This is a genomic window from Sphingomonas sp. PSPC2-2 (assembly GCF_049897725.1).
Classification (GTDB): domain Bacteria; phylum Pseudomonadota; class Alphaproteobacteria; order Sphingomonadales; family Sphingomonadaceae; genus Sphingomonas.
Window position 1 is genome coordinate 382,188 of the sequence record NZ_JAFCWU010000002.1, and the last position, 25,289, is coordinate 407,476.

Consider the following 25,289-nt stretch of genomic DNA (forward strand, 5'->3'; position numbering starts at 1 on the left):
CAGCGCCCTGCGCTCCGACCATCGCGGCGAGAGGGCGACGCGGCAGGTCCGGCACCGGCTAGGGCGTGACATCTTCGGCAAAGATGCCGGTGCCGTCGCCGATCGGTTCGATCCTGAGCGCCAGCATACGGCCAGCGCGGGCGGCGGACGGGAGTGTCAGGCTTTCTCCAATGCCCGAATTGCCAACCCGCCGCATTGCCCCGGCAAGAAGCGCGCGGGATGGCGGCGGGGTGATCGTGTCGACGGGCGCGCCGGGCGTGACGATTTGCCCGAAATGTGCGCGCGCAGTCCGGCTGGATGCCAAAATCGTGGTCTCGCGGTCTGCAAGCAAGACGATATCGCGGACATTGTCGAGCAGTTGTGTTGCGGTGATCGCTTCGGCGGAGAGAAAGGCGCGGTCCGGTGGATCCGACGGGATCGCGCATAAGGCGTTCATTGTCTCGACCGAAACGAGAACGAGACGCGGCCGACCGCGGTGCAGAATATAGATCGGCGCGCGTGACGCGCGTTCCTGCCACAAGCCGAAATGTCGCACCAAATCGGATGCAGTAACCATGTGTTCGGCAGCGGGTGCGGTGAGGGACGACATACGCCCCAATGTACGCAACGCTCGCCGCTACGTCACAGCTCGCCTCCGAAACGGAGCAATTTGGACGGCGTGCGATAGCAAAGCCCGGCGACGTACCTGCGCCGCCGGGCCCTTGGCTTACTGATCGAGGAAGCTGCGCATCTTGCGGCTGCGGCTCGGGTGCTTCAGCTTGCGCAGCGCCTTGGCCTCGATCTGGCGGATGCGTTCACGCGTGACCGAGAATTGCTGGCCGACTTCTTCCAGCGTGTGATCGGTGTTCATGCCGATGCCGAAGCGCATGCGCAACACACGCTCTTCTCGCGGGGTGAGGCTGGCCAGAACCCGCGTAACGGTTTCCTTGAGGTTCGCCTGGATCGCCGCGTCGACCGGGATGATCGCGTTCTTGTCCTCGATGAAGTCGCCGAGATGGCTGTCTTCCTCGTCGCCGATCGGCGTTTCGAGGGAGATCGGCTCCTTGGCGATCTTCATCACCTTGCGGACCTTCTCCAAAGGCATGGAGAGGCGCTCGGCCATTTCCTCGGGCGTCGGCTCGCGGCCCTGCTCGTGGAGGAACTGACGGCTGGTGCGCACCAGCTTGTTGATCGTCTCGATCATGTGCACTGGGATACGGATGGTGCGCGCCTGATCGGCAATCGAGCGGGTGATTGCCTGGCGGATCCACCAGGTCGCATAGGTGCTGAACTTGTAGCCGCGGCGATATTCGAACTTATCCACCGCCTTCATCAGGCCGATATTGCCCTCCTGGATGAGATCCAGGAATTGCAGGCCGCGATTGGTGTATTTCTTGGCGATCGAGATCACGAGGCGGAGATTGGCCTCGACCATCTCTTTCTTCGCGATGCGCGCCTCGCGTTCACCCTTCTGCACCATGTTGACGATGCGGCGGAACTCGGTCAGCGCCATGCCCGTGGCCTGGCTGATGTCCGAAATTTCCATGCGGATGCGATCGGCGGCTTCGCTTTCGTTGGTGACGAAGGCGGTCCATTTCTTGTCGAGCTTGGCGACCGAGGGCAGGAACTGCTCGTCCAGCTCATGGCCGATATAGCGATCGAGGAAGTCCTTGCGCGACACCTTGTGGCGCTCGGCGAGGCGCAGCATCTGCCCGCCCAGCGCGGTCAGGCGCCGGTTGAAGGCATAAAGCTGGTCGACCAGATATTCGATCTTGGCATTGTGGAACTGGACGCTCTCGACCTCGGCGGTCAGTTCCTCGCGCAGCTTGTGATATTTCTTCTCGTCGCTGCTCGACAGTTCGCCGCCGCCCGCCATCGCGTCGAGCCGGGCCTGCTGGATCTTGGAGAATTTCTTGTACAGCGCAGTGATGTTGGCAAAGCGTTCCAGCGCGATCGGCTTGAGCTGCTCTTCCATCTGCGCGAGGCTAAGGGTGTTGTCCTCTTCCTCATCGTCGGAGGCGCGCGGCGTGCGGCGCTCGCCATCCTCATCCTCGTCAACTGACGGCTCTTCGGGCTCGGCCTCTTCCTTGAACGACGGGCCTGCATTCTTTTCGGAAATCTCGCCATCGCCCTCTTCGGCTTCGGCCAGCGCTTCCGGGGCGGGGTCCTTCGACAGCATCGCGTCGAGATCCATGATCTCGCGCAGCTGCATCGTGCCTTCGTTAAGCGCGGTCGACCAGGCGATGATCGCGTTGAAGGTGATGGGTGATTCGCACAGGCCGAGGATCATCGTGTCGCGACCGGCCTCGATCCGCTTGGCGATGGCGATTTCGCCCTCGCGGCTGAGCAGCTCGACCGCGCCCATTTCGCGCAGGTACATCCGCACCGGGTCATCGGTGCGATCGATGACCTCCTTTTTCTTGACGTCGAGCGCAGGCCCAAGGTCTTCGGAAGCGTCGACGGGTTCGGCGTCGTCATCGTCCTCGGACTTGGTGGCTTCGTCGCCTTCTTCGCCCTGCTCGTCATTCTCGACGATGTTGATGCCCATTTCGCTGAGCGCGGCGCTGATGTCCTCGATCTGATCCGACGACATCTCGCCCTGGGGCAGAGCTTCGTTGAGTTGCTCGTAGGTGATGTAGCCACGCTTTTTCGCGCGGGCGATCACCTTCTTGATCGACGCGTCGTTCAAATCGATCAGCGGTGCGTCGCTACCCTCGGTGGTGTCCGCCACGTCCGCCATATCCGTCTTCGCCATCAATTGCCCTCAGTACTAAAAGCTCTGGCGTCTTCGTTCGACTGCACCAGATTGGCAAGTCGCGCGTTCAAAGCCTGTTGTTCATTCACAAGCGACACTTGCCGCTCATATGCTTCATCCGAATACTTCGCCTGCATCGTCGCCGTCGCCTCGGCCAAAGCCGCATCCACTTCCGGCCGAGTCACCAGGATCGCGATCGCCTCGTCGAGGTCCTCGCGTGCCCTGGCGGGGTCGGCGTCCTTTTGCGTAAACGAACACGAGAGTTGGTCGGCCCGCAGCAAATCTTGCGCGATTATATCAAATCCAGATGCAGCCAATATGGTAAGAAGGTGCTCACTATCAAGCGCCTGATGTTCGACGGCCGAATCAATCATCGCATCGAGCAGATGGGCGAGGGCGGGATCGGTCAAATGCAGCCGACCCAACTCCCCCATATGCCGACAGATTTCGCTCGGATGCAGTAATAGCCCCGCCAGCACGGGTTTGGTCAACACACCGTCAATGCCATGCTGTTGCAGGCGCTTGGCCCCGGCACCGACCGGGCCGGGCGGGGCCTTCCATGGCTGTCCGGGCTTGCGTGCGCCACCGCGACGCGGCGTAAACGGCGCGAGCGGCACGAACGCCGCGCGCTGCTGCGCATAGAGCGCGTCGAAGCGGCGACGGAATTCCGCCAGATATTCGGTGCGCACGCCGGGATCGGCGATGCTCTCCGCGCGCTCCTTCAGGCGCTGCTTCAGCCCCGCTTTCTGCTCGGGCGTGGTGAGGGGTTCGGCGGCGAGTTCGCTCGACCATAATCGGTCGACCAGCGGTTCGGCGGTCTTGAGCAGTGCCTCGAACGCGGCGGGGCCCTTCTGGCGGACCATATCGTCCGGGTCCTGACCCTGCGGCAGCGTGACAAAGGCGAGGCTGCGGCCCGGGGCGAGCAACGGCAGCGCGCGGTGCGCGGCGCGCAGAGCCGCCTTTTGCCCCGCGCCATCGCCGTCGAAACACAGGATCGGCACCTCGGCCAGCCGCCACAGCCGCTCGAGCTGCGCCTCGGTCAGCGCGGTGCCAAGCGGGGCGACCGCCTCGCCAAACCCCGCCTGCGCCAGCGCGATCACGTCCATATAGCCCTCGACCACCAGCACGCGCCCGGTCTTGCGCGTGGCGGGCGCGGCCTTGTCGAGATTGTAGAGCGTGCGCCCCTTGTCGAAGAGCGGGGTTTCGGGCGAGTTCAGATATTTGGGCTCGCCATCGCCAATGATGCGCCCACCAAACGCCACGGTGCGCCCGCGCGGATCGCGAATCGGGATCATCAGCCGCCCGCGAAAGCGGTCATAGGGCGCCTTGTCCTCGACCTGGATCAACAGCCCCGCCTCGACCAGCAACGGCTCGCCATAGCCCTTCAGCGCCGCCTTCAACCCACCGCGCGAATCGGGCGCAAAGCCCAAGCCAAAGGCGCGCGCGGTCTCCGCCTTGATCCCGCGCTTGGCCAGCACCTCGCGCGCGGTCGCGCCGGGCAGGCCGTTCAGTTGCTCGGTGAACCAGGTGGCGGCATCGGCGCAGGCTTCATGCAGCCCCTTGGCCGCCTCAGCCTTCTCCGCCGCGCGCGGGTCCATCGCGGGCATCTCCATCCCCGCCGCCTGCGCCAGCTCCTTCACCGCATCCATGAAGGGCAGGCCGCGCTGATCGGTCATCCAGCGGATCGCATCGCCATGCGCCGAGCAGCCGAAGCAATGGTAGAAGCCCTTGTCGTCATTGACGTAAAAGCTGGGTGTCTTCTCATTGTGGAACGGGCAGCACGCGCGCCACTCGCGCCCGGCCTTTTGCAGCTTGGTCGTCTTGCCGATCAGCCCCGACAGCAACGTCCGCGCGCGCAGTTCATCAAGGAATTGCGGGGAGAGGGTCATGCGATCTTTTCTTCCCCTCCCGCGTGCTTGTGGGCGGGAACATCCACCAAACCGTTCGTTTCGAGCGAAGTCGAGAAACCCGGCACCACCGCAGGTTTCCCAACTTCGCTCGAAACGAACGGGGAGGGGGCAAGGCAAGGTTTGACCGCGAGCGGGCGGGCCGAACGCTCCATTGGTGGGCGCGCAAAGTGCGACACCATCGACCAATCTCCGGCGATCAACGCTTCCTTCTTCGCCCGCGACCAGCCGCCCACGATGCGCTCGGCTTCCAGCGCTTCGATCCGGCTCGGAAAATTCTCGCTCCACACAAGCGTCACCGGCATTCGCCGCGAGGTGAAATCGCAATGCCCGCCGGTCTGGTGCTCGCCGATTCGGCGATCGAGGTTATCGGTATGGCCGGTGTAATAAGCACCGTCGGAGCATCGTAGCATGTAGGTCCAAAATGCCATGGGGCAGTGTGCATCAGCGACTCCGGTCGAGTCGAGCGGTCACATGTGGGGGCGGGTGCCAGGTTTCTCGACTTCGCTCGAAACGAACGGTTGGGGGGAAGGGGCTTTCTCTCCCCCAGCCCCTCCCGCAAGCGGGAGGGGAGGCAGAAAGGCCGCGCCCTCGTGCATTACGCCAGCGCCGCCTTCACCGCAGCACTCGCCTTGCTCATGTCGAGCGTGGTCGCGTGGCGCGCTTTCAGTTCGGCCATCACGCGGCCCATGTCCTTCATGCCCGTCGCACCCAGCTCGGCCTTGATCGCCTCGATCGCGGCCGCCGTCGCCGCTTCGTCCATCTGCGTCGGCAGGAAGGTCTCGATCACCGCGACTTCGGCGGCTTCGGCGTCGGCCAGCTCCTGGCGGCCGCCCTTCACGAACATCTCGATCGATTCGCGGCGCTGCTTGACCATCTTCTGCAGCACTTCCACCACCAGCGCATCGTCATCATCGGGGGCCTTGCCGGTACGCGCCTCGATGTCGCGGTTCTTGATCGCGGATTGCACGAGGCGCAGCGTCGCGGTGCCCGCTTTGTCGCCGCCCTTCATCGCGGTGATGAGCGCGGCCTTGATGTCGTCACGAATCATTGAACGTCCTTTTCGGTGGTCGGCGGGTATAGCGGCTTTATACGATTGACGCATCGCCCCCGCGCACCTAGTCCCCGCCGCTTAGCGACATCGACAATTTTTTCATGGAGTGCCCGCCGCAATGGCCGACGCCAAACCTCTGCCTGCGTCCAACAGCATCGCTCCCCAAGGCGCCACCGGCGTTCTGGTGCTGGCAACCGGGGAGGTGGTGTGGGGCCGCGGATTCGGCGCGGAAGGGGTCGCGGTCGGCGAAGTCTGTTTCCACACCGCGATGACCGGTTACCAGGAAATCATGACCGACCCGAGCTTTGCCGGGCAAATGATCACCTTCACCTTCCCGCATATCGGCAATGTCGGCGCCAATGCCGATGACGTCGAGGCGGATGATCCCCACGCGCTCGGCATGATCGTGCGCGAGGATGTGACCGGCCCCAGCAATTTCCGCAGCGTCGAGCGACTCGATGCCTGGATGGCCAAGCACAAGCGAATCGGCCTGTCGGGCGTCGACACGCGCGCGCTCACCCGCCGAATCCGTAGCGGCGGCGCGCCCAATGCGGTGATCGCGCACTCCGCCGACGGCGTGTTCGACATTCCCGCCTTGCTCGCCATGGCGCAAGCGTGGCCGGGCCTCGAAGGCATGGACCTGGCGATCGCGGTGACGACCAACACGCATTATGGTTGGGCTGGCGGCATATGGCGGCTGGGCGAAGGCTATGACACCTCCGCTCCCCTCCCCTTCAGGGGAGGGGCTGGGGGTGGGGCCGTGCCGCAAGCGGGCGGCGCGTCTGCTGAACTGCCCCACCCCAACCCCTCCCCTGAAGGGGAGGGGCTTGAGAAAAGACCCCACGTCGTCGCGATCGATTACGGCTCCAAGCGCAACATCTTCCGCAACCTCGCCGCCGCCGGTGCCGATGTCTCGGTCGTGCCCGCCACCGCGAGCTTTGACGAGGTTATGGCGCTCGCCCCCGATGGCATCTTCCTGTCGAACGGCCCGGGCGATCCCGCCGCGACGGGTTTCTATGCCGTACCGGTGATCCAGCAATTGCTCGACACGGGGCTGCCACTGTTCGGCATTTGCCTTGGCCACCAATTGCTCGCGCTCGCGGTCGGCGCGACCACCACCAAGATGTTCCAGGGGCATCGCGGCGCCAACCATCCGGTGCAGCGCCTCAGCGATGGCGCGGTCGAGATCACCTCGATGAACCACGGCTTCGCGGTCGAGCGGGACTCGCTGCCCGCCACGGCGCGCGAAACCCACGTCTCGCTGTTCGATGGTTCCAATGCGGGCATCGAACTCACCGACCGCCCCGCTTTCAGCGTGCAATATCACCCCGAAGCGAGCCCCGGCCCGCAGGACAGCCTGTATCTGTTCGAGAAGTTTGTGGGGATGTTGGAGTGACGTCGCCGATCGATCAATCTGTTGGTGGCGACGCTGACACTTGGATGCTGTTCGATCGACTTTCCGGCGAAGGACAGCCGCTCGTGATTTTAGCGCGCACCGGAAACTCTTTGGTGGAGGATGCGCTTCGCGATGCTCTGGTGACCGTCGTTCACTGTCAAGCTGACCCAACCTTGGTCAACGAAGCCGGCATGCCGCAACACAGCGATCGTATCTATGCGGTTGAAGAGGGATTGGCTGCTGAACTGACTTTGCTGGATTCCGGGGCTTTTCACGTTGCCAGCGTGACCGGAGGTGGTGAGCGTCGTATCGTGTTCGCCCATGCCGCACCGATTGAGTGGGACGCAATTCTCGAACGATTTGATATAGCGGGGTATTCGCTGGCAGCAACGATACCAAGCGACCGCGCGAAATTGATCGGTCTCGTGACTCCGACGGTGGTCGAACTACAGTTGAACGGGGACCGAAGTGTAATCTCCAATCTTGAGAAGAACGGCGACACGGGCCTTAGCAGCAGGAAAACGGACTTCTGGTTCTACGGACCAAAGGACCGACTGAATCCGTTGGCGGTAGAGTTGGAAGCTTGGGGGTACGGTGTCGATCACTGGCTCGACGATCCGACTGGAGTGGTTCTGACACGTGAAATGCCGGTAGATTTTTCGACGTTTCTGGAACTCACGCCTATCTTGGTAAGAGCGGCAGAACGCCACGACGTTGTGTACGATGGCTGGGAAACGTTTGTCGTCCGCCCGGTACCTGATCTGGTCGATCCAGTTGGCGATAAGCCAAAGTCCCTGTTGAGCAAACTGTTCGGGGCCAAGAAAAACTAAAATGCCAAAGCGCATCACCACTCAAGAGGCCACCCTATGACCCTCCCAGAAGTCTCCCCCGTGCGCCTCGAAGAGGAATGGGCCGCTGACAAGGACGTGCTCGCCAGCCTGCGGGAGAATGGCGACCGTCCCGAGATCGTCCGTGCGGTCGATGTCAGCTTTCGCGGCAGCGAGCCCGCGCTCGACCGGCTGGAAGAGGATGCCGAGGAACTGGGCTTTGAGGTGATCGAGCGCGAAGAGGATGAGGACGGCGAGATCAGCCTGTTCCTCGGCCGCGAGCAGACGTCGGATGACGACGCGATCCGCGCGCTCACGCTCAAATGCCTGCAGATCGAGCTGATCTACGACGTGGAATATGACGGCTGGGGCTGCACCGCGGAAGATGGCGCAGAATGACAGGCGTCACGCCCGCCACGGATCGATCGGGGCGACTCCGGTCCAGGCAAAATCCTTCACGTTGCGCGTCGCCACGGGGCAATTGTGTGCCATCGCTTGCGCGGCAATCTGGAGGTCGAGCAGCTTTGTTTCCTGCTTTTGCAATTTGCGCCGAGCCACCAGCGTCCCCAAAATATGCGTTGCTGCCGAATCGAACGATAGCGTGCGACCTGCGTGAGCCAATTCGATATCGGCGAGCCAGCGCTCCAGGGCTGGCCGTCGCTCGGCGGTTGTCGGGTTCTCTATGCCAGAACGGATCTCGGCAATCACGATCGTCGACAACCAATCCTGCGGCGCGTTTGCCGCAAACCAGATCGATACCTATGGATGCGAAGCGGGGCGATTCAGCGCGCTCCAAACATTTGTGTCGACTAGAATCACAGATCGGGAAACGCGATTTCTTCATGCTCCCTATCCGGGATGTCGAGGGTCGCGCCGTTCGCAACGGCCACAAGATGCGCCACAAACTCGGTGCCGGACATCGCTCTGATCCGTTCGGCACGTTCGTCTTCGGGCGAGCGGTAGGTTCGTTCGAGGAGAGCCTTGATCTCCGCTTACATGGATCGACCATGTCGCGCGGCAGCCAACCGCGCGCCGCACTTGATCTCGTCATCGACGTTGCGAATGGTGATACTGCCCATATCGCGTCTCCCCTGATTGCAATGCAATTATTTAACCCGAAAGCGGCCTGAAGACCAATGCCCAAGCGCACCGACATTTCCTCCATCCTCGTCATCGGCGCGGGGCCGATCGTCATCGGCCAGGCGTGCGAGTTCGATTATTCGGGCACGCAGGCGATCAAGGCGCTGAAGGAGGATGGCTATCGCATCGTCCTGGTCAATTCGAACCCGGCGACGATCATGACCGATCCCGAGCTGGCCGATGCGACCTATGTCGAGCCGATCACGCCAGAGATCGTCGCCAAGATCATCGAAAAGGAGCGCCCCGACGCGATTCTGCCGACAATGGGCGGGCAGACCGCGCTTAACACCGCGCTGGCGCTGTTCAACGACGGCACGCTGGCGAAATATGGCGTCGAGATGATCGGTGCCGATGCGGAAGCCATCGACAAGGCCGAGGACCGGCTGAAATTCCGCGACGCGATGACCAAGATCGGGCTGGAAAGCGCGCGTTCGGCAATCGCCCACACCGTTGAAGAGGCGCTCGCCGGGCTCGAACGCACCGGGCTGCCCGCGATCATCCGCCCGAGCTTTACGATGGGCGGGTCGGGCGGTGGCATCGCCTATAATCGCGAGGAATTTCTGGAGATCGTGCGGCGCGGGCTCGATCTGTCGCCGACCACCGAGGTGCTGATCGAGGAATCGCTGATCGGCTGGAAGGAATATGAGATGGAAGTCGTGCGCGACCGCGCCGACAATGCCATCATCATCTGCTCGATCGAGAATATCGATCCGATGGGCGTCCATACCGGCGACTCGATCACCGTCGCGCCCGCGCTGACGCTGACCGACAAGGAATATCAGATCATGCGCAACGCGAGCATCGCGTGCCTGCGCGAGATCGGCGTCGAGACGGGCGGCTCGAACGTGCAGTTCGCGGTCAACCCCAAGGACGGCCGTCTGATCGTGATCGAGATGAACCCGCGCGTGTCGCGTTCCTCGGCGCTCGCCTCCAAGGCGACCGGCTTTCCGATCGCCAAGGTCGCTGCCAAGCTGGCGGTGGGCTATACGCTCGACGAGATCATGAACGACATCACCGGCGCGACCCCGGCGTCGTTCGAACCGACGATCGATTATGTCGTCACCAAAATCCCGCGTTTCGCCTTTGAAAAGTTCAAGGGGGCCGAGGCCGTGCTGTCGACCGCGATGAAGTCGGTCGGCGAAGTGATGGCGATCGGCCGCAACATCCATGAATCGATGCAGAAGGCGCTGCGCGGGTTGGAGACGGGGCTGTCCGGCTTCAACATGGTCGACCGCCTGGTCGGCGCGCCGCGCGCTGAGATTGAGGCTGCGCTGGCCGTCGCCACGCCCGACCGGCTGCTGGTCGCCGCACAGGCTTTGCGCGAGGGCTTTACCGTCGCTGAGGTTCATGCGCTTGCCAAATACGATCCGTGGTTCCTGGAACGGATCGCCGAAATCGTCGCGGCCGAGGAAGACGTGTGCCGGAATGGCCTGCCGATCGAGGCGGCGGGGATGCGCCGCCTGAAGGCGATGGGCTTCAGCGACAAACGGCTTGCCTATCTCGCGCTCAAATCCGCCAATCTGCGCGAAGGCATGGATCGCGGCGTCGCGCGCGGGTCGGGCCTGGTGCATGACGCCGTCGTCGCGATGACGGGTGGCGTGACCGAGCAGGAAGTGCGCGCGTTGCGCCACCGGCTCGGCGTGCGGCCTGTGTTCAAGCGGATCGATACCTGTGCCGCCGAGTTCAACGCCAAGACGCCCTATATGTATTCGACCTACGAAGCGCCCAGCTTCGGCGAGCCCGAATGCGAGAGCCAGCCGACCGATCGGAAGAAGGTCGTCATCCTTGGCGGTGGTCCCAACCGGATCGGGCAGGGGATCGAGTTCGACTATTGCTGCTGCCACGCCTGTTTCGCGCTGGCGGATGTCGGCTTCGAAACGATCATGGTCAATTGCAACCCGGAGACGGTGTCGACCGACTACGACACCAGCGACCGGTTGTATTTCGAACCGCTGACCGCCGAAGACGTGCTCGAGATCCTGCATGTCGAGCAGCAGAACGGCACGCTGGCGGGCGTGATCGTGCAGTTTGGTGGCCAAACCCCGCTCAACCTCGCGCAGGCGCTGCAGGATGCTGGAATCCCGATCCTTGGCACCAGCCCCGATGCGATTGACCTGGCCGAGGACCGCGAGCGGTTCGCCGCCCTCGTCAACAAGCTTGGGCTGTTGCAACCCGCCAACGGCCTGGCGCGCAGCCGCGAAGAGGCGATCGTTGCCGCCGAGCGTATCGGCTATCCTGTGCTGATGCGCCCGAGCTATGTGCTCGGCGGCCGCGCGATGGAGATCGTCGACGGGCGCGCGCAGCTTGAGGAATATATTCAGACAGCCGTGCAAGTGTCTGGCGAATCCCCGGTTCTGATCGACCAATATCTGCGCGACGCGATCGAGGTCGATGTCGATGCGATCTCGGACGGCACCGACGTAACGGTGGCGGGCGTCCTCCAGCATATCGAGGAAGCCGGCGTCCATTCGGGCGACAGCGCCTGCTCGATCCCGCCTTATTCGCTCTCGGACGCGATCATCGCCGAGATCGAGCGCCAGACAGTCGCGCTGGCCAAGGCGCTGTCGGTCGTCGGATTGATGAACATCCAGTTCGCGGTGAAGGACGGCCTCGTCTATCTCATCGAGGTCAATCCGCGCGCCTCGCGCACGGTGCCGTTTGTGGCCAAGGCGATCGGTGCGCCGATCGCCAAGATCGCCGCGCGGGTGATGGCGGGCGAGAAGCTGGCGGACTTGCCCAAGGTCGATCGCCACATCGACTATTTTGCAGTCAAGGAAGCGGTGTTCCCGTTCAACCGCTTCCCCGGCGTCGATCCGGTCTTGTCGCCGGAAATGAAGAGCACGGGCGAGGTGATGGGGATCGATCCCGATTTCACGCTCGCCTTTGCCAAGTCGCAATTGGGCGCGGGCACTGTCCTGCCCAAGAGCGGAGCCTTGTTCGTCAGCGTGAAAGATGGCGACAAGCCGGTGATCCTGCCGGGCGTGCGCGCGCTTGCCGCGCATGGCTTCACCATCGTCGCGACGGGTGGTACGGCGGATTACCTGGCCGCACACGGTGTCGCGGTCGAACGCGTCAACAAGGTCGCGCAGGGTCGGCCGCATATCGTCGACCGGATCAAGGATGGCGGGATCGATCTGATCTTCAATACCACCGAGGGCTGGCAGAGCCTGAAGGACAGCTCGCCGATCCGCGGATCGGCCTTGGCGTTGAAGATCCCGTACTTCACGACAGCCCCCGCCAGTGTCGAGGCAGCACTGGCGATTGTCGCCCTTTCGACGCGCAGCCTTGAAGTCAGGCCTTTGCAATCCTATTATTCGCACTCGCACACCTAATTCCCCACATGAGAACAACGTGCGGGCAGGCCCAGCAGGGTCGGCCAACCGGGGAATTTTGAAGACGAAGGACGAAGAGGGATGGCTACCGTCGAAAAGATGCCGATGCTGCAAGAGGGCTATGAGCGGCTCACTGCGGACCTGAAACGGCTTAAGGCGGAGCGTCCGACGATCGTCGACGCGATCGAGGAAGCGCGTGCGCATGGCGATTTGTCGGAAAACGCCGAATACCATGCGGCCAAGGAGCGTCAGGGCCAGATCGAAGCCTCGATCAGCGACATCGAGGATAAGCTTTCGCGCGCCCAGGTCATCGATCCGCGGGACCTGTCGGGCGACAAGGTCGTGTTCGGGGCAACGGTTACGCTGCTCGACGAAGACGATAAGCCGATCAAATATCAGATTGTTGGCCAGACCGAGGCCGACGCCAAGGGCGGTCGCATCTCGTATAACTCGCCGCTCGGCCGCGCGCTCATCGGGCGCAAGCTTGAGGACGAGGTGGAAGTGACCGTCCCGTCGGGCGATCGCTACTATGTCGTCTCGAAAATCGAGTTCATCTAAAAACGCTGCGTGACGCCCCTCTCCCATTGCGGGAGAGGGGCGTAGCCTTCACGCGCCCGGCGCGAGCAAATCTGGCTGCAGCAGGCGGTGCAGATGCACCACCACATATTTCATCTCGGCATCATCGACCGTGCGCTGTGCCGCGGCGCGCCAGGCCTTTTCGGCGCTGGCATAATCCGGGAACACGCCCACGATATCGATCGAGCCGAGATCATCGAAATCGAGCCCGCGCGGATCGCTGACGCGGCCGCCGAAGACGAGGTGGAGTTTGCTCATAAATCACATTCCCGAAAAAGCGTGGGTTTCTCGCTCGTCTTAGGAGCGAGACGCGCGTTCGGGAACCGTTCGCAGCAGGTTTATTCGCCCGAAACTGCCTTTTTCGGCTTACGCCGGGTCGGGGCGGGCGGGGGAGCCTGCTCCGGCTGTGCCTGGCTGGCGACAGCCCGTGCCGCGAGCGCCGCAGTGCCGGCAGTGGCCAGCGCCTTGATAACGCCACCCAGCAGCTTGCCGACCTGATCCCGCGCCGCGTCGCGCGACAGGCCCAGCACGTCGAACTCTGCCCTGGCGGTGTCGCGGGCGGCATCGACGGCACCGCGCGCGGTTTCGTTCAGACGCTTGCCGACCGGCCTTAAAATTTTGCGTTCCGCGGCGCTGCGCGGTGCGAAAGCGCCGATCAGCGCCCCAAGCGCTATCCCGCCGCTCAGGATGGCGATGGGATTGGCTTCAATCCCGGCAATCGCTTTCTCGGTCGCTGCGCGCGTTGTGCTGGTGGTGGTGGCAACCGCTTTGGATGCGGCATCGCGAACGGTGGCAACGGCCTTCGATGCGCGCTTGGCGGGTTTGGCATCGGTCATGGGCGGGATCCTGTCTTGGGAAGGGGAGTCGCAGCGCGACGACGAAGGGTGCGTGCGATGGGACCGCGCGCCAACAAAAGGCCAATGGCAGCGACGGCAATACCGAAGCGCGCCGGGCGACGCCGGGCGCTGTCGACCGCGCCAAGCACTGCCTCCACTCCACGCGCCTTGAGCGACTCGGCCATGTCCTGTGCGAGCGCTTGCGGGCTGGCACGATGCTGCAACGTTCCGATCGTCTCGGACAGGCGCGCGCGGGCTTGCTCGGCGCGGGCCTGGGCCAATGCCAGCCGAGTGCCAATGGCGCGCCCGGTCATGCCTGCTCCTCGGTCGCGCCGAACAGACGCTTGAACTGCCGCATCGAAAACCATCCCAACAGAGCCGACAGCACGACCAGCGCGCCAACCACCGCCCCGGTCGCGCCCAACGGGCCGATAATCTGCGCCAGGACCAGCAACGCGCCAACGACGAAAGCGGTCAACGCGACCGATCCAATCGCAATCGCCGCGACCAAGAGCAGGATAGCGTTGCGAGCATCGTCGATCTTCGCGACGATTTTTGCCTTCTGCAGTTCGATTTCGGCGCGCGCGACTCGCTCCGCATCGCCGACGACACGCGACAGGAGAGCGGCAAGGCTCTCCTGTTCGATCGGGTCTTCACGCCTGTCCATCATTGCCCCCCGGTATGGCCGGATCAGGCCTTGTCGTCGTGATCGGCCGCGAGGCCCGACTGGATCAGCCGCACCAGCACGAAGCCGAGCGCGGCCGCAGTGCCGATGGCGATCGCCGGGCTTTTCTGCACGAATCCGCGGGCGTCCTCGATCAAGTCGTCGAGTTCCTTGGCCTTCAGCCCTTCCGAAAAACCAGCGACCTTGTCGGCGGCAGTGCGGGCATATTGACCATATTGCTCGCCCAACTTTTCATCGACGGTCCCTGCGGCATCGTTGATCATCTTGACGATCTCATCGAGCGCACCGCCCGCACGCGCCTTGCCGTCCTCGGCATAGGTCTTCGCGCGATCGACGGCTTCCTTGCCGAGTTTGGCCGCGCTGTCCTTGAACAATTGCGCCGCGCTGAGCGTGGCCTTGGCAGCTTCCTGCGCGGTTTCGGTTGCGGCGGCTTGCGCCTCGTGGATGGTGGTGGACGTATCGTTGGGAGTGGTAGCCATGACAAGCGCCCTTCGTTGAAGTGTCTGAAACACGTAACCGGCAAGCCCGTATCCCGGTTCCATCGGCGGCCGCAAATGCGCAAGGGTTGCCCCATGCGAATTGCGGGCGTTCGACTTAGCCGATAGAGGCACGCGCGAACCCTCTCAGACCCGTTAGAAGGATCGTTCCATGACCGCAATCATCGACATTCACGCCCGCACGATCCTGGACAGCCGCGGCAACCCCACGGTGGAGGTCGATGTAATGCTTGAAGACGGCAGTTTCGGCCGCGCGGCGGTGCCTTCGGGGGCCTCGACCGGCGCGCATGAAGCGGTCGAAAAGCGCGACGGCGACAAGAGCCGCTGGGGCGGCAAGGGCGTCGATGCCGCCGTTCAGGCCGTGAACGGCGAGATTGCCGATGCCGTGCTCGGTTTCGAAGCCGAGGACCAACGCGAGATCGACCACACGATGATCGAGCTCGACGGCACCGAAAACAAGAGCCGCCTGGGTGCCAACGCCATCCTCGGCGTCAGCCTCGCGGTGGCCAAGGCAGCGGCCGATGCGCGCACGCTGCCGCTCTATCGCTATGTCGGCGGCGTCGCGGCGCATGTGCTGCCGGTGCCGATGATGAACATCATCAATGGCGGCGAACATGCCGATAATCCGATCGATTTCCAGGAATTCATGATCGTGCCGGTCGGCGCGAGCTCGATGATCGAGGCGGTGCGCTGCGGTTCGGAGATTTTCCACACGCTGAAGAAGGCGCTGCACGAAAAGGGTCTGGCGACCTCGGTCGGCGACGAAGGCGGCTTCGCGCCGAACATTGCGTCCACCAACGAAGCGATCGAATTCATCCTGCGCTCGATCGAGACGGCAGGGTACACCCCCGGTGACGACGTGATGCTGGCGCTCGATTGCGCCGCGACCGAATTCTACAAGAACGGCAAGTATGAGATTTCGGGCGAGGGCAAGAGCCTGTCGAGCCATGAGATGGCCGAATATCTTGCCGATCTGACGCGCCGCTATCCGATCTTCTCGATCGAAGACGGCATGGCCGAAGACGATTGGGAGGGCTGGAAGGCGCTGACCGATCTCGTCGGCGACACGGTTCAGCTCGTTGGCGACGACCTGTTCGTCACCAACCCCAAGCGCCTGAAGCGCGGCATCGAAGGCGGCTATGCCAATTCGCTGCTGGTCAAGGTGAACCAGATCGGTACGCTCACCGAAACGCTCGAAGCCGTTTCGATGGCGAACCGAGCGGGCTATACTGCGGTGATGTCGCATCGCTCGGGCGAGACCGAGGACTCCACGATCGCCGATCTGGCTGTCGCGACCAATTGCGGACAGATCAAGACAGGCAGCCTCGCACGCTCCGACCGGCTCGCCAAATACAACCAGTTGATCCGTATCGAGGAGGAATTGGAGGGGGCTGGCGTATATGCCGGGCGCTCCGTCATCCGCGCGTAAAAATGTAGTAAATACGGGCTTGATCCACGAGTCGCGATGCGCGAGAATCGCGGCCGTGATCAAGAAGCCATCTCTCCTCCGCACCATGCTCCGCCGCGCCATCGCGCCGGCGGCGTTGATGATCGTCGGCGTGTTCTTCGGGGGGTATGCGATCTTCGGGCCGAATGGGGCGCTGGCCTATGGTGATATCGAGCGCCAGCTTGCTGTGAAGCAGCAGCAGCTGGCGATGCTCGACAAGACGCGCGCCGAGCTGAAGAACCGGGTCGATCTGCTCGACCCGAAACATGCCGATCCGGATCTGGTCGATGAATTGGCGCGCAAGGATCTGGGGGTAGCACACCAGGATGAAGTGATCGTTCCGCTGGAGAAATGAGCAGTCCCGTCCTTTGGTGATCCGTTGCGGGACTGAGCGGGTGGCAGGTTGACGGCGGCAAAGGCCCACAATGATATCGCCGCGATGCTCTCTAGTCGTCTTTTCATCGGGTGCCTGCGCCACCGGTACATTTCTCTTGACCGGCTCCATTATCAGGATCAGCCTCCTCTTCGATACGAGCGACGCATAACGTCGCCGGTCGAGGAGAGGGATGATGGCTATTCGCGTGGCAATCAAAGCACCTGGAGGTTTTTGCAGATCGGATGCTTGGGGCATATTCCAGGCAACGATAGCGGTCGTGACGCTGATTGGGTCTTTCTGGTCGATCGGACTGTTGCTGTAACCTGTAAATAGGTTCGTCATCTCGGGAGGCCGATCGCTCACCGCGCTGGCGCGTGCGCGGAACGGTCTCCACTCTGTGGATAATCTGATACGAAAATGCTCTCTGGGGTCCTCTTGGAGGGCTGGCGCGGGTTGCGGCAAGCTGTCAGCTTCCGCACGTACACGAATCAAAAGGATCAACATGCGCAAGGTGTTACTGGCGGGCATTGCGGGGCTCGCGCTGGTGTCGTGTACTGCGCGGTCGGCTGAACCGACGGGCACGATGGCTCCGCTCACAGCATTGCCCACAGCCGACTGGAAGAGCTTCCGCGACACCTTCATCGAGGATTGGTTCAAGATTTCCCCGGCGGACGCGGTGTATCAGGGGCGGCATGATTTCGATGGCGGGCTGGGTGACTGGACGCCGGGTGGCCTGAAACGACAGGGCGACTTTTTCCGCGAGGCAATCACCAAGGCCAAGGCCTTCGACACCGCCAAGCTGAGCCAGGATGAAGCGTTCGAACGCGATTATCTGGTGACGGTGGCACAGGGTAAATTGTTCTGGCTCGAAGATGCGGATTCGCCGCACCGCAACCCGGCCTGGTATGTGAATGCCGGGCTCGACCCCAACGTCTATATCGCGCGCCATTATGCCGATGCGCCGACGCGGATGCGCGCGATGATCACCTTCCTGCGCAAGATCCCCGACGCGGCCGCGCAGATCAAAGCCAACCTCAAGGCGCCGATGCCGCTCAGCTACGTCAATTTCGGCGTGGCGGCGTTCAACGGCTTTGGCGATTATTACACCGGCGATGCGAAAAAGGCGTTTGCCGATGTGAAGAGCCCGGCGCTGCAGGAGGAATTCGACAAGGCCGCGACGGCCGCGTCCAAGGCGATGCACGATCTCGGCAAATGGGTGGAGAGCCAGCGCGGATCGGCGACGCAGGACTTTGCGCTGGGGGCCGACCGCTTCTCGCGCATGATCAAGATGACCGAGGGCGTCGACGTGCCGCTGGCGACGCTGGAGGCGGCGGGCAAGGCCGATCTGCTGCGCAACCAGAAGGCGCTCGCAGAGGCGTGCGCGCAGTTCGCACCCGGTGCCACGATCCCGGCCTGCATGGCCAAGATGAACGCGAACAAGCCTGCCAATAACGATCCGGTCGCCGAGGCGCGCAAGCAGATCCCCGAATTGCGCGCCTTCGTGCTCGCCAATGACATCGTGACGATCCCCGACAACGAACAGGCTTTGGTCGAGGAGAGCCCGCCCTATAACCGGCAGAACAGCGCTTATATCGATCCGCCCGGGCCGTTCGAGAAAGGCATCCCCTCGGTTTACTACATCTCCCCGCCCGACCCGGCGTGGAGCAAGGCCGAGCAGGAGGGCTTCATTCCCGGCAAGATGGATTTGCTGTTCACCTCGGTCCATGAAGTGATGCCGGGGCATTTCCTGCAATTCCGCCATGCCAATGCCTCGCCGTCCATCTTCGGGCGGCTGTTCGTCGGCTATGCCTTTGCCGAGGGCTGGGCGCATTATGCCGAGGAAATGATGTGGGAAGCCGGGCTCCACAAGGGCGATGCCGAGACGCATATCGGACAATTGTCGAACGCGCTGCTGCGCGATTGCCGCTATCTTTCTGCGATCGGGATGCACACCCAGGGCATGACACAGGAGCAATCGCGCAAAATGTTCGTCGAGCAATGCTATCAGGACGAGGGCAATGCCAAGCAGCAGTCGGCGCGCGGCACCTATGACCCGGCCTATCTCAATTACACGATGGGCAAATTGATGATCCGCAAGCTCCGCACCGACTGGACCGCGACGCATGGCGGCCGCGCGGGGTGGAAGGCGTTCCACGACCAGTTCCTGCGCTATGGCGGGCCGCCGATCCCGCTGGTGCGCAAGGCGATGCTGGGCGGCGACGGCAAGGCGGTGTTCTGAAGCTGCGAAGGCCGGTCAGCGAACCTGGCTGGCCGGTTGGACATCGGCGGCTTCTTCGCCTTGCGGCATACGGATGGATGGACGCAGGCGCGCCAGGCTGCATAGCCCGGCAATGAAGGCGAGCCCCGCCGCAACCAGCGGCGGAGTGGCACCGCCACCGATCCCCAGCGCGAGCAGCGCGGCGACAAGCGTCGCGCCGGTCGTCTGACCGAGCAGGCGCGTGGTCGAGACCAGGCCGCCCGCTGCCGCTGCGCGCTCGCGCGGCGCGCTACCGATAATCAGGCGCGCATTGGGTGGCAGAAAGGTGCCAAAGCCTCCGCCACACAGCGCCATTCGCCAGATCACGTCGAAATGCGTCGGATGGGCTGGCATGTCGGCGATCAGCAGCAACGCGACGATCGAGATCGCCATGCCGATTCCGCCGAGCGCGCCCGCCGGAATGCGGCTCGACAGCCAGCCCGACAGCGGGGCGACGATGATGTTGGTGAGCGGCCACGGGGCCATCAACAACCCCATTTCGGGCGCGGTGAAGCCGAACTCGCTGGTCAGGCGGAAGGGCATCGAGATGATCAGCGTCATCGAGGCGATGAAGGCGGTATAGGCACCGATCACCGACAAGCGCAGCACCGGGCGCTCCAGCAAATCGATCGGCAGGATCGGGTCGGTCTCGCCGCGCTCGCGCCGCACGAAATAGAAGCCGACCAGAACCCCGGTTAGCACGATCGCGGCCGAGACGACCGGGCTGTTGCCATGCACCGCCGTTTCCAGACCACCGATGATCAGCCCGAACATCGCCGCACACATCACGCCGCCGAAAACGTCGAACGGGGTGTTGCCGGGCGGCGTATCGGGCAGCGCGCGACCGAGGATTAGCGATCCGATCGCAAAGGGCACGGCGCTCGCAAACACCCATGGCCATGGTGCCACGCCGAGGATGAACCCGCCGAGCGACGGCGCAAGTGCGGCCCCCGCCGAGACGATCGCGGAATTGATGCCAAGCCCGCTGCCGAGCTGCTTGGCGGGGTAAGTGGAGCGGATCAACGCGGAGGATACGCTCAGCGCCGCTGCCGCGCCCATCGCCTGCGCCGCGCGGACGATGAGCAGGAAGGGCAGGCTCTTTGCAAAGAAGCACAGCAGCGTGGCGACGGTGAACACCATCTGCCCGATCTGGTACATGCGCTTAAGGCCAATGCGCTCGCCCAGCCCGGCAAAGGGCAGCAGCAGCATCACCAGCATCAACTGATAGACCGTTACCACCGTCACGGCGGACGACTGATCGATCTTAAGATCGCGCGCGATCGTTGGGAGCGCGATGTTGGCGACGCCACCGTCGATGATGATCAGCGCGGTGCCGAGGCAAAGCGCGGCAATGGCCGCGTAGCGGCGGGGTAGAGGAAGGCCATCCATCATGCGAGCGTGCTAATCCTCGGCCCGCACAGTGCAAGCGGCCTTCCCCCCATTTATAGTCAGCCGAGCGAAACTTCGGCGACCTTGTCCTTGTAATCCTGCTTGGGGTCGATCCCGAGCAGCACCTTCACCCCGGCGAGCATGCTCGACGCATCGACCCAGATCTGCGCGCGCTCGGTATCCAGCCGCAGCAATTGCAGCTTGGGGTCGTCCTTGCCGCCTTCATACCAAGCCGCGACGAAGCTGTTCCACAGCCGGTGGATGACCGCGCGATCATTCTCGGCGACCAGCGTGCCGTGGATCGTCGCGAACACATCATTGCCCTTGGATGCGAAGGTGGCGACGGCGCGGCTGTCGTGCTTCAGGTCGGCGACCAGTTCGGTGTCCTTCGCGGTGAAGAAATAGATCGGGCCGCGATCTTCGTCGCCGTCGAGTTGCCCCGTCATCGGGCGCGTATGGCCCTCGTCCACGCCGGCCAGGCCGAGCATCATCGTCCGGTCGGAGCGCAACGCCTTCCAGAATTTCGCTTCGATTTCCGCGTCGTTCGCGGTGTTGTCAGTAAACATGGCATCGTCTCCTTGCTCGCTTCGAACGGGCGGAGGCCGATGCGGTTCCCTCAATGCGGGGACCAGCCAGGCGGTGCCAGCTCGAACCCGCCAAAATCAAAGGCGGGGGTGACGACGCAACTGACCAGCGCCCAGCCTTCGCGCGCCTCGGCCGATTGCCACGCATGGGCAGGGACGATTGCTTGCGGGCTTTCCCCGGACAGCAGGTGCTCACTTTGGTCGATCAACAAGGTGAGCGGCGCGCCCGCATGCCACAACCACAGTTCGGTCGCGTCTACACGATGCCAGTGCGACCGCTGCCCATCTTCCAACAGGAACAGAATGGCCGTCGCCAGCCCGCGGCCGCCATCCGGCGAAGGCTGGCGCATCGTTTCGCGATACCAGCCGCCTTCGGGGTGGGGGGACAGATCCAGCGAGGTGATCAAGGGATGCGACATCGCGCACGCTGTTAGGGCAGACGCCCCCTGGAGGCGACAGGAATTGAACATGAGGCTCTCCGCTCTCAGCGCGCTCCCACGATCGGGGTGGAGTTGGTTCTTGCTGCATCGCACCATTTTCGGTACAGCATCGTCATCAAGACTCCCGAGTATCAGGGCTACGCCGTGCAAAATCCATCCGGGCCGACCGGCCCCGTTCCGACTGTCTTCGAAGCTATTGTCCGGAAGCGGTGCTTGCGCGCGACCTACAATCGCACCGATATTACGCTCGCACCGCACATCATCTATACGCGCCACGATGACCTGTTCGTGGATGGTGTCGTGCTCGAGCGCGATGGCAAGCCGCCGCGCGAACTGAAGCTTGGGACGTTCAAGCTGGCCGGGCTCAATGGCGTCGGCCTGACCGAGCGCGACTTCGATGCCAACCCGCTGTTCGCCGCCAACGATCCGAAATATGGCGAAGCCGCTTTGATGGCGGTGGAGGCTTAACGCCCGCGCGCCGCCAAATGGCGGCGCACCATCGCCACCAGCGTCAACGCAACCCCGGCGACGGCGGCACCGGCCACCATGTCCGCCAGATAATGCGTGCCCTCGACCGGTGTGGCGAGCAACATCGCCGTGCTGAGGACCACGACCGGCCCGCGCAGCCGGAGCAACGGCCAGCCTGCCGCGATGTACAGCACCGCGCTTGCGGTGTGGAAGCTGGGGGCAGAGACGAGCCCGCGCAGCGATCCCAGATCGATCTCCAGTAACGCGTGGGCCCGCAATTGGGGAATCAGTTCTGCCTCGTACAGCGCACTTTCCGGCAGATAGGGGACCGGGCCGTGCCACAGCGTGGCGAGTGGCCCCACCGCCGGAAGATAGCGGAACAGCAACAGGCATAACACGGCCGCCACCCAGAAGCTGGCGATGAAGGCACGCGCCTCGGTGCGTTTGTCGGCCCAGGCGCAATAGCCGAGGATCAGAGCAGGGGTGACGAAGATGCTCTGATAGGCGGCGGTCCCGAGCAATTGCAGCGACCGATGGGCGGCGACCGCGCGATACCAGGCAAGCCAGTCGAACCGCAGCGCGACGTCGATTTGCTGGAGCAGCGGATCGATGCTGCCGCGCGTATCGGCCGCCAGCGGATAGGTGGCGACCGCGCCGAGCAAGGCGATCCCCGTGAACAGGCCGACCGATTCCGATAAATCGCGGGCGACGCGCTGCGCCGGGCTGGCGGGTGTTCGCATGGCATAGCGCAGCCCGATCGCCAGCGCGGCGAACATCGAAAAGATCAGCGTGCTGGGCGTGCGCGGACGGATGGTCATCCCCGCATCCCACAGCAGCGATCCGACGCATAGGGCGCTGAAGGCGAAGCCGAGCACGAGCCAGCGGCCGGGGATCAGGCCAGGCTGCGCCGTGCTGCCGGGATAGAGCGGTGCTGACAGCGGGAAGAAAGTGGTGGGACGGTTCACGGGGCGCCTGATGAGCAGACGATGTTCGCAATCGCCGACTGGGAAGGGGTATGCGATGCCGCGAACGGCTACCCTTCATGCCGTGAACTTTTTGTGACGTCCAGATGACATTTTGGGCGAGGAGGGGGGCCCCCTCCTCGCGCCAGGGTCAGCGGTAGCAGACCGTCACACGACGGTGATGACGCCATTCGGTGTGGCAGCGCGGACGGTGGCGATCGCCGCCATAATAACGGCCATGGTCGCGCCAGTCGCGGCGGTCGCCACGATGATCGTAGCGATGGTCATAACGGGGGCGATCGCCGCGATAGTCCTGCGCGGAGGCTGCAGTGGAAACACCAAGCCCGGCAACCATGAGCCCGGCGGCGATAAGGTGGGTCAGCTTCATGTCCTGTCCTTTCGGCCCGACGATCGGGCGTGGGTCTTCTTTACGCTTTACTGTCGCGATGGTTGCTGAACGCGTTTGTAGGGCTGCGTACAGCTTGGCGCGTTACAGCGCGATGCCGATCCGCGGCGCGAGCGCGACCATGCCGAGATACAGCAATACCGTCAGCGCGCAGCCCAGCCCGAGCGCGGGCCAGAAACCGATGCCTGCACGCAGCAAGGCGGGAATGACGAGGAACATCGGCAGCGACGGCAGCACATACCAGAAGGTCGCCTGGACGTGCGCCGCCATGTTGGCGGGGTCGGGCTTCTCGCCCCACAGCCAGACCATGCCGAGCACCGACACCAGCGGCAGCGACGCCACCAGCGCGCCGAACCCCGGATAGCGCTTGGCCAGCGTCGAGGCGATGGCAATCACGATGCCAGAGATCAGGGCCTTCAGCGCGAGGAACAGCATAGCCCCTATATGCGGCCGGGCGCAGGCGGAGGCCAGCGGCATTGCAAATTGGGGGAAGGTAACGAAGGTAAGCCCATGTCACCGCGGAAGCGGTGGCGACGGGCGACGAGCGGCGTGCCGGGGCGCGGTCATTCGGTGCGCTCATCGGGGGCGGGCGTGTCGCCCAGCGCAGCCAGCGCCGCTTGCATGCTCACGGTATCCGGCTCGACCGACGGCATCGCGCGCAGCACGGCGAGCACCAGCCGATTGTCGAACGCCTGCCGCACCCCGATCTGTCGCCCGCGATAAAAGATCGGCGTCGCGGTGCCGATGAGCGCGCGTTCGATCGCCAGATCGACTACGCGGTCCCGCCCTTCGCCAAGCGCCGCCTCCCATGCCGCCGCGAAGCTCTCCGCACCAGCGCGCTTGCGCAACGCGTAAGCCGATTTCGCCGACATCCCGACCGCTCCAGCTGCCGCCGACACCACACCGATGCGGGCGAGCTGCTGGAGGAAGACGCGCTGGCGCTCGGGCGTCCAGCCGTCATGCCGCGTCGAGCCGCTTGGTACGGGGGTGAAGGGGATGTCCGCGGCCGCGTCTGGCTCGGCGGGCGGTAAGGCGGGATAGGGGCGCATCGCCGATTGTATGTCATAGTGGCAGGTTTGTAGGACAGCGGGATTTTGGGTGGAATTTTCCGGCAGCGCTGTGGGTGTGAAGATATCAGGCGGCGCGACTCCATGTCTCAGCTACCGGGGCACCGCTGAGCCGTTGCTGAGGTGAGGGCGCGTCGCGAGAGAGCGTTTGTTAGGGTGAGCGCGTCACCCCGCCAGCGCCGCGATGACATCCGTCTGCGCGAAATCGTTTCCAACGAACAGCAGCGGGCAGTTATGCGCCGTCGCCAGCGCATAAGCGAAGACGTCGCAGATGTTGAGGGCGGCGGGATGGTGACGTTTGCCCCAGCGGAGATAGGCGCGCACGGCGGCGTAGCTGAGCTCTACGGTCAGCGGCTCGACGGTCAGCGCGAGATCGTCGATCAAGCGTGCCATTTCGCCGTGCAATGCGCGACCGGCCGCGACGATCAGGGCTTCGGTCAGGGTCGGTGCCGCGATGCGGATGTCCAGTTCGCGGGCGACGACGGCGCGGCACGCGTCGGCTTCGGGTTCGCCCAGCAGGATCGCCATCAGCGCCGACGTATCGACGACGATCATGCAGGCAGGCCGTTGTCATCGTACAGATCATCCGCGCTACGAGCGGCGCTGGGCTTGCCATCGGGGCCACGTTCGCGCGCCGCCGCTATGGCGCGATCGATGGCATCGAGACGCCGTTGGCGCACCGCTGCCATGTCGACTTCGTCGGTGACGCGCGTCAGCCGCACGGTCGGGTGGCCGCGGCGGGTGAGGGTGATCTCTTCGCCGGCTTCGGCGCGGCGGACGAGGTCGGTGAGTTGGGCTTTGGCGTCGGATACGGAGATGTGCATCGGGCGGGTCCTTCTTGGACCAAGTAGATAGACCATTTTGCGTGTTTGGCCAAGGGCGCGCTTGATACTGCCCCTCTCCCCGACC

Annotated in this window: 30 protein-coding genes; 10 read left to right on the top strand and 20 right to left on the bottom strand. The window is 63.7% G+C overall.

Annotated elements, in window-relative coordinates:
* Positions 1 to 58 precede the first annotated feature (58 nt).
* From ACP7BY_RS06010 to ACP7BY_RS06030, 5 genes are all read right to left on the bottom strand, one after another.
* On the bottom strand, positions 59 to 556 hold the full coding sequence (locus tag ACP7BY_RS06010; RefSeq protein WP_156143048.1) for a hypothetical protein: 498 nt from the start codon (positions 554 to 556) through the stop codon (positions 59 to 61).
* Between the two features lie 150 nt (positions 557 to 706).
* Entirely contained in the window at positions 707 to 2,734 is a 2,028-nt protein-coding gene (gene rpoD / locus ACP7BY_RS06015; RefSeq protein WP_033966085.1) for an RNA polymerase sigma factor RpoD, read from the bottom strand.
* On the bottom strand, positions 2,734 to 4,623 hold the full coding sequence (dnaG, locus tag ACP7BY_RS06020) for a DNA primase (RefSeq protein ID WP_033966084.1): 1,890 nt from the start codon (positions 4,621 to 4,623) through the stop codon (positions 2,734 to 2,736). The genes rpoD and dnaG overlap by 1 nt, the downstream gene beginning before the upstream one ends.
* Positions 4,620 to 5,072 (bottom strand): GIY-YIG nuclease family protein, encoded by a 453-nt coding sequence (locus ACP7BY_RS06025; protein ID WP_137902624.1) that lies wholly within the window; start codon positions 5,070 to 5,072, stop codon positions 4,620 to 4,622. The genes dnaG and ACP7BY_RS06025 overlap by 4 nt, the downstream gene beginning before the upstream one ends.
* Positions 5,073 to 5,239: 167 nt before the next feature.
* Positions 5,240 to 5,692, bottom strand: coding sequence for a GatB/YqeY domain-containing protein (locus tag ACP7BY_RS06030; RefSeq protein WP_033966082.1), 453 nt, complete (start codon positions 5,690 to 5,692; stop codon positions 5,240 to 5,242).
* A 121-nt stretch (positions 5,693 to 5,813) separates the two neighbouring features.
* On the opposite strand from ACP7BY_RS06030, the gene carA reads away from it, so the two are divergent.
* From carA to ACP7BY_RS06045, 3 genes are read left to right on the top strand one after another with little or no spacing between them, the layout of a single operon-like run.
* A complete protein-coding gene (gene carA, locus ACP7BY_RS06035) occupies positions 5,814 to 7,091 on the top strand; it encodes a glutamine-hydrolyzing carbamoyl-phosphate synthase small subunit (RefSeq protein ID WP_137902623.1) in 1,278 nt (425 codons plus the stop codon).
* The gene (locus ACP7BY_RS06040; protein WP_033965785.1) at positions 7,088 to 7,921 is read left to right on the top strand and encodes a ribonuclease E inhibitor RraB; all 834 of its coding nucleotides are present in this window, start codon (positions 7,088 to 7,090) and stop codon (positions 7,919 to 7,921) included. Before carA ends, ACP7BY_RS06040 begins: the two co-directional genes overlap by 4 nt.
* A 36-nt stretch (positions 7,922 to 7,957) precedes the next feature.
* On the top strand, positions 7,958 to 8,317 hold the full coding sequence (locus ACP7BY_RS06045; RefSeq protein ID WP_137902622.1) for a ribonuclease E inhibitor RraB: 360 nt from the start codon (positions 7,958 to 7,960) through the stop codon (positions 8,315 to 8,317).
* A 6-nt stretch (positions 8,318 to 8,323) separates the two neighbouring features.
* Here ACP7BY_RS06045 and ACP7BY_RS06050 read toward each other — a convergent pair whose 3' ends face one another.
* Positions 8,324 to 8,638, bottom strand: coding sequence for a PIN domain-containing protein (locus ACP7BY_RS06050; RefSeq protein ID WP_052192412.1), 315 nt, complete (start codon positions 8,636 to 8,638; stop codon positions 8,324 to 8,326).
* A 41-nt stretch (positions 8,639 to 8,679) separates the two neighbouring features.
* Between ACP7BY_RS06050 and ACP7BY_RS06055 the strand changes: the two genes are divergently transcribed.
* The 3 genes from ACP7BY_RS06055 (at position 8,680) to greA (ending at position 12,948) form a co-directional block, all read left to right on the top strand.
* A complete protein-coding gene (locus tag ACP7BY_RS06055; RefSeq protein WP_033965783.1) occupies positions 8,680 to 9,048 on the top strand; it encodes a hypothetical protein in 369 nt (122 codons plus the stop codon).
* A 6-nt stretch (positions 9,049 to 9,054) separates the two neighbouring features.
* Positions 9,055 to 12,390 (top strand): carbamoyl-phosphate synthase large subunit, encoded by a 3,336-nt coding sequence (carB, locus tag ACP7BY_RS06060; protein WP_137902621.1) that lies wholly within the window; start codon positions 9,055 to 9,057, stop codon positions 12,388 to 12,390.
* An 81-nt stretch (positions 12,391 to 12,471) separates the two neighbouring features.
* The gene (gene greA, locus ACP7BY_RS06065) at positions 12,472 to 12,948 is read left to right on the top strand and encodes a transcription elongation factor GreA (protein ID WP_010408190.1); all 477 of its coding nucleotides are present in this window, start codon (positions 12,472 to 12,474) and stop codon (positions 12,946 to 12,948) included.
* Between the two features lie 48 nt (positions 12,949 to 12,996).
* On the opposite strand, the gene ACP7BY_RS06070 is transcribed toward greA, so the two are convergent.
* From ACP7BY_RS06070 to ACP7BY_RS06090, 5 genes are all read right to left on the bottom strand, one after another.
* Positions 12,997 to 13,224, bottom strand: coding sequence for a DUF4170 domain-containing protein (locus ACP7BY_RS06070; RefSeq protein ID WP_010408192.1), 228 nt, complete (start codon positions 13,222 to 13,224; stop codon positions 12,997 to 12,999).
* Positions 13,225 to 13,304: 80 nt separating this feature from the next.
* The gene (locus ACP7BY_RS06075; RefSeq protein WP_033965782.1) at positions 13,305 to 13,802 is read right to left on the bottom strand and encodes a hypothetical protein; all 498 of its coding nucleotides are present in this window, start codon (positions 13,800 to 13,802) and stop codon (positions 13,305 to 13,307) included.
* On the bottom strand, positions 13,799 to 14,116 hold the full coding sequence (locus ACP7BY_RS06080) for a DUF3618 domain-containing protein (protein ID WP_033965781.1): 318 nt from the start codon (positions 14,114 to 14,116) through the stop codon (positions 13,799 to 13,801). The genes ACP7BY_RS06075 and ACP7BY_RS06080 overlap by 4 nt, the downstream gene beginning before the upstream one ends.
* Positions 14,113 to 14,472, bottom strand: a complete 360-nt coding sequence (locus ACP7BY_RS06085) for a phage holin family protein (protein WP_231565211.1) — start codon at positions 14,470 to 14,472, stop codon at positions 14,113 to 14,115. The genes ACP7BY_RS06080 and ACP7BY_RS06085 overlap by 4 nt, the downstream gene beginning before the upstream one ends.
* Positions 14,473 to 14,492: 20 nt before the next feature.
* Complete coding sequence (locus ACP7BY_RS06090; protein WP_033965780.1) at positions 14,493 to 14,966, bottom strand: hypothetical protein; 474 nt, start codon at positions 14,964 to 14,966, stop codon at positions 14,493 to 14,495.
* A 169-nt stretch (positions 14,967 to 15,135) separates the two neighbouring features.
* On the opposite strand from ACP7BY_RS06090, the gene eno reads away from it, so the two are divergent.
* From eno to ACP7BY_RS06105, 3 genes are all read left to right on the top strand, one after another.
* Complete coding sequence (gene eno, locus ACP7BY_RS06095; RefSeq protein WP_033965779.1) at positions 15,136 to 16,413, top strand: phosphopyruvate hydratase; 1,278 nt, start codon at positions 15,136 to 15,138, stop codon at positions 16,411 to 16,413.
* Positions 16,414 to 16,498: 85 nt separating this feature from the next.
* Positions 16,499 to 16,786 (top strand): FtsB family cell division protein, encoded by a 288-nt coding sequence (locus tag ACP7BY_RS06100; protein ID WP_052192411.1) that lies wholly within the window; start codon positions 16,499 to 16,501, stop codon positions 16,784 to 16,786.
* A 523-nt stretch (positions 16,787 to 17,309) separates the two neighbouring features.
* Positions 17,310 to 19,046, top strand: a complete 1,737-nt coding sequence (locus tag ACP7BY_RS06105) for a DUF885 domain-containing protein (protein WP_033965777.1) — start codon at positions 17,310 to 17,312, stop codon at positions 19,044 to 19,046.
* Positions 19,047 to 19,061: 15 nt separating this feature from the next.
* On the opposite strand, the gene ACP7BY_RS06110 is transcribed toward ACP7BY_RS06105, so the two are convergent.
* Genes ACP7BY_RS06110 through ACP7BY_RS06120 form a run of 3 tightly spaced genes read right to left on the bottom strand, consistent with a single transcriptional unit; the run spans position 19,062 to position 21,456 of the window.
* Positions 19,062 to 20,456, bottom strand: coding sequence for an MFS transporter (locus ACP7BY_RS06110; protein WP_137902620.1), 1,395 nt, complete (start codon positions 20,454 to 20,456; stop codon positions 19,062 to 19,064).
* Positions 20,457 to 20,512: 56 nt separating this feature from the next.
* Complete coding sequence (locus tag ACP7BY_RS06115; RefSeq protein WP_137902619.1) at positions 20,513 to 21,019, bottom strand: pyridoxamine 5'-phosphate oxidase family protein; 507 nt, start codon at positions 21,017 to 21,019, stop codon at positions 20,513 to 20,515.
* 50 nt (positions 21,020 to 21,069) lie between these two features.
* The gene (locus tag ACP7BY_RS06120; protein WP_033965776.1) at positions 21,070 to 21,456 is read right to left on the bottom strand and encodes a cupin domain-containing protein; all 387 of its coding nucleotides are present in this window, start codon (positions 21,454 to 21,456) and stop codon (positions 21,070 to 21,072) included.
* A gap of 234 nt (positions 21,457 to 21,690) precedes the next feature.
* On the opposite strand from ACP7BY_RS06120, the gene ACP7BY_RS06125 reads away from it, so the two are divergent.
* On the top strand, positions 21,691 to 21,945 hold the full coding sequence (locus ACP7BY_RS06125; protein WP_171010487.1) for a hypothetical protein: 255 nt from the start codon (positions 21,691 to 21,693) through the stop codon (positions 21,943 to 21,945).
* Here ACP7BY_RS06125 and ACP7BY_RS06130 read toward each other — a convergent pair.
* The 6 genes from ACP7BY_RS06130 to ACP7BY_RS06155 all read right to left on the bottom strand — a co-directional run bounded on the left by ACP7BY_RS06130 (position 21,942) and on the right by ACP7BY_RS06155 (position 25,204).
* Entirely contained in the window at positions 21,942 to 22,910 is a 969-nt protein-coding gene (locus tag ACP7BY_RS06130) for a phosphatase PAP2 family protein (protein WP_033965775.1), read from the bottom strand. The genes ACP7BY_RS06125 and ACP7BY_RS06130 overlap by 4 nt on opposite strands.
* A 148-nt stretch (positions 22,911 to 23,058) precedes the next feature.
* Positions 23,059 to 23,295, bottom strand: coding sequence for a hypothetical protein (locus ACP7BY_RS06135; protein ID WP_033965773.1), 237 nt, complete (start codon positions 23,293 to 23,295; stop codon positions 23,059 to 23,061).
* Between the two features lie 102 nt (positions 23,296 to 23,397).
* Positions 23,398 to 23,748 (bottom strand): DUF3147 family protein, encoded by a 351-nt coding sequence (locus tag ACP7BY_RS06140; RefSeq protein ID WP_033965772.1) that lies wholly within the window; start codon positions 23,746 to 23,748, stop codon positions 23,398 to 23,400.
* A 128-nt stretch (positions 23,749 to 23,876) separates the two neighbouring features.
* Positions 23,877 to 24,362, bottom strand: a complete 486-nt coding sequence (locus ACP7BY_RS06145; RefSeq protein ID WP_052192410.1) for a hypothetical protein — start codon at positions 24,360 to 24,362, stop codon at positions 23,877 to 23,879.
* A 183-nt stretch (positions 24,363 to 24,545) separates the two neighbouring features.
* Positions 24,546 to 24,935, bottom strand: a complete 390-nt coding sequence (locus tag ACP7BY_RS06150) for a type II toxin-antitoxin system VapC family toxin (protein ID WP_033965771.1) — start codon at positions 24,933 to 24,935, stop codon at positions 24,546 to 24,548.
* Positions 24,932 to 25,204: a type II toxin-antitoxin system Phd/YefM family antitoxin gene (locus ACP7BY_RS06155; RefSeq protein ID WP_033965770.1), complete on the bottom strand. Its 273-nt coding sequence runs from the start codon at positions 25,202 to 25,204 to the stop codon at positions 24,932 to 24,934. The genes ACP7BY_RS06150 and ACP7BY_RS06155 overlap by 4 nt, the downstream gene beginning before the upstream one ends.
* Between the last annotated feature and the right edge of the window lie 85 nt (positions 25,205 to 25,289).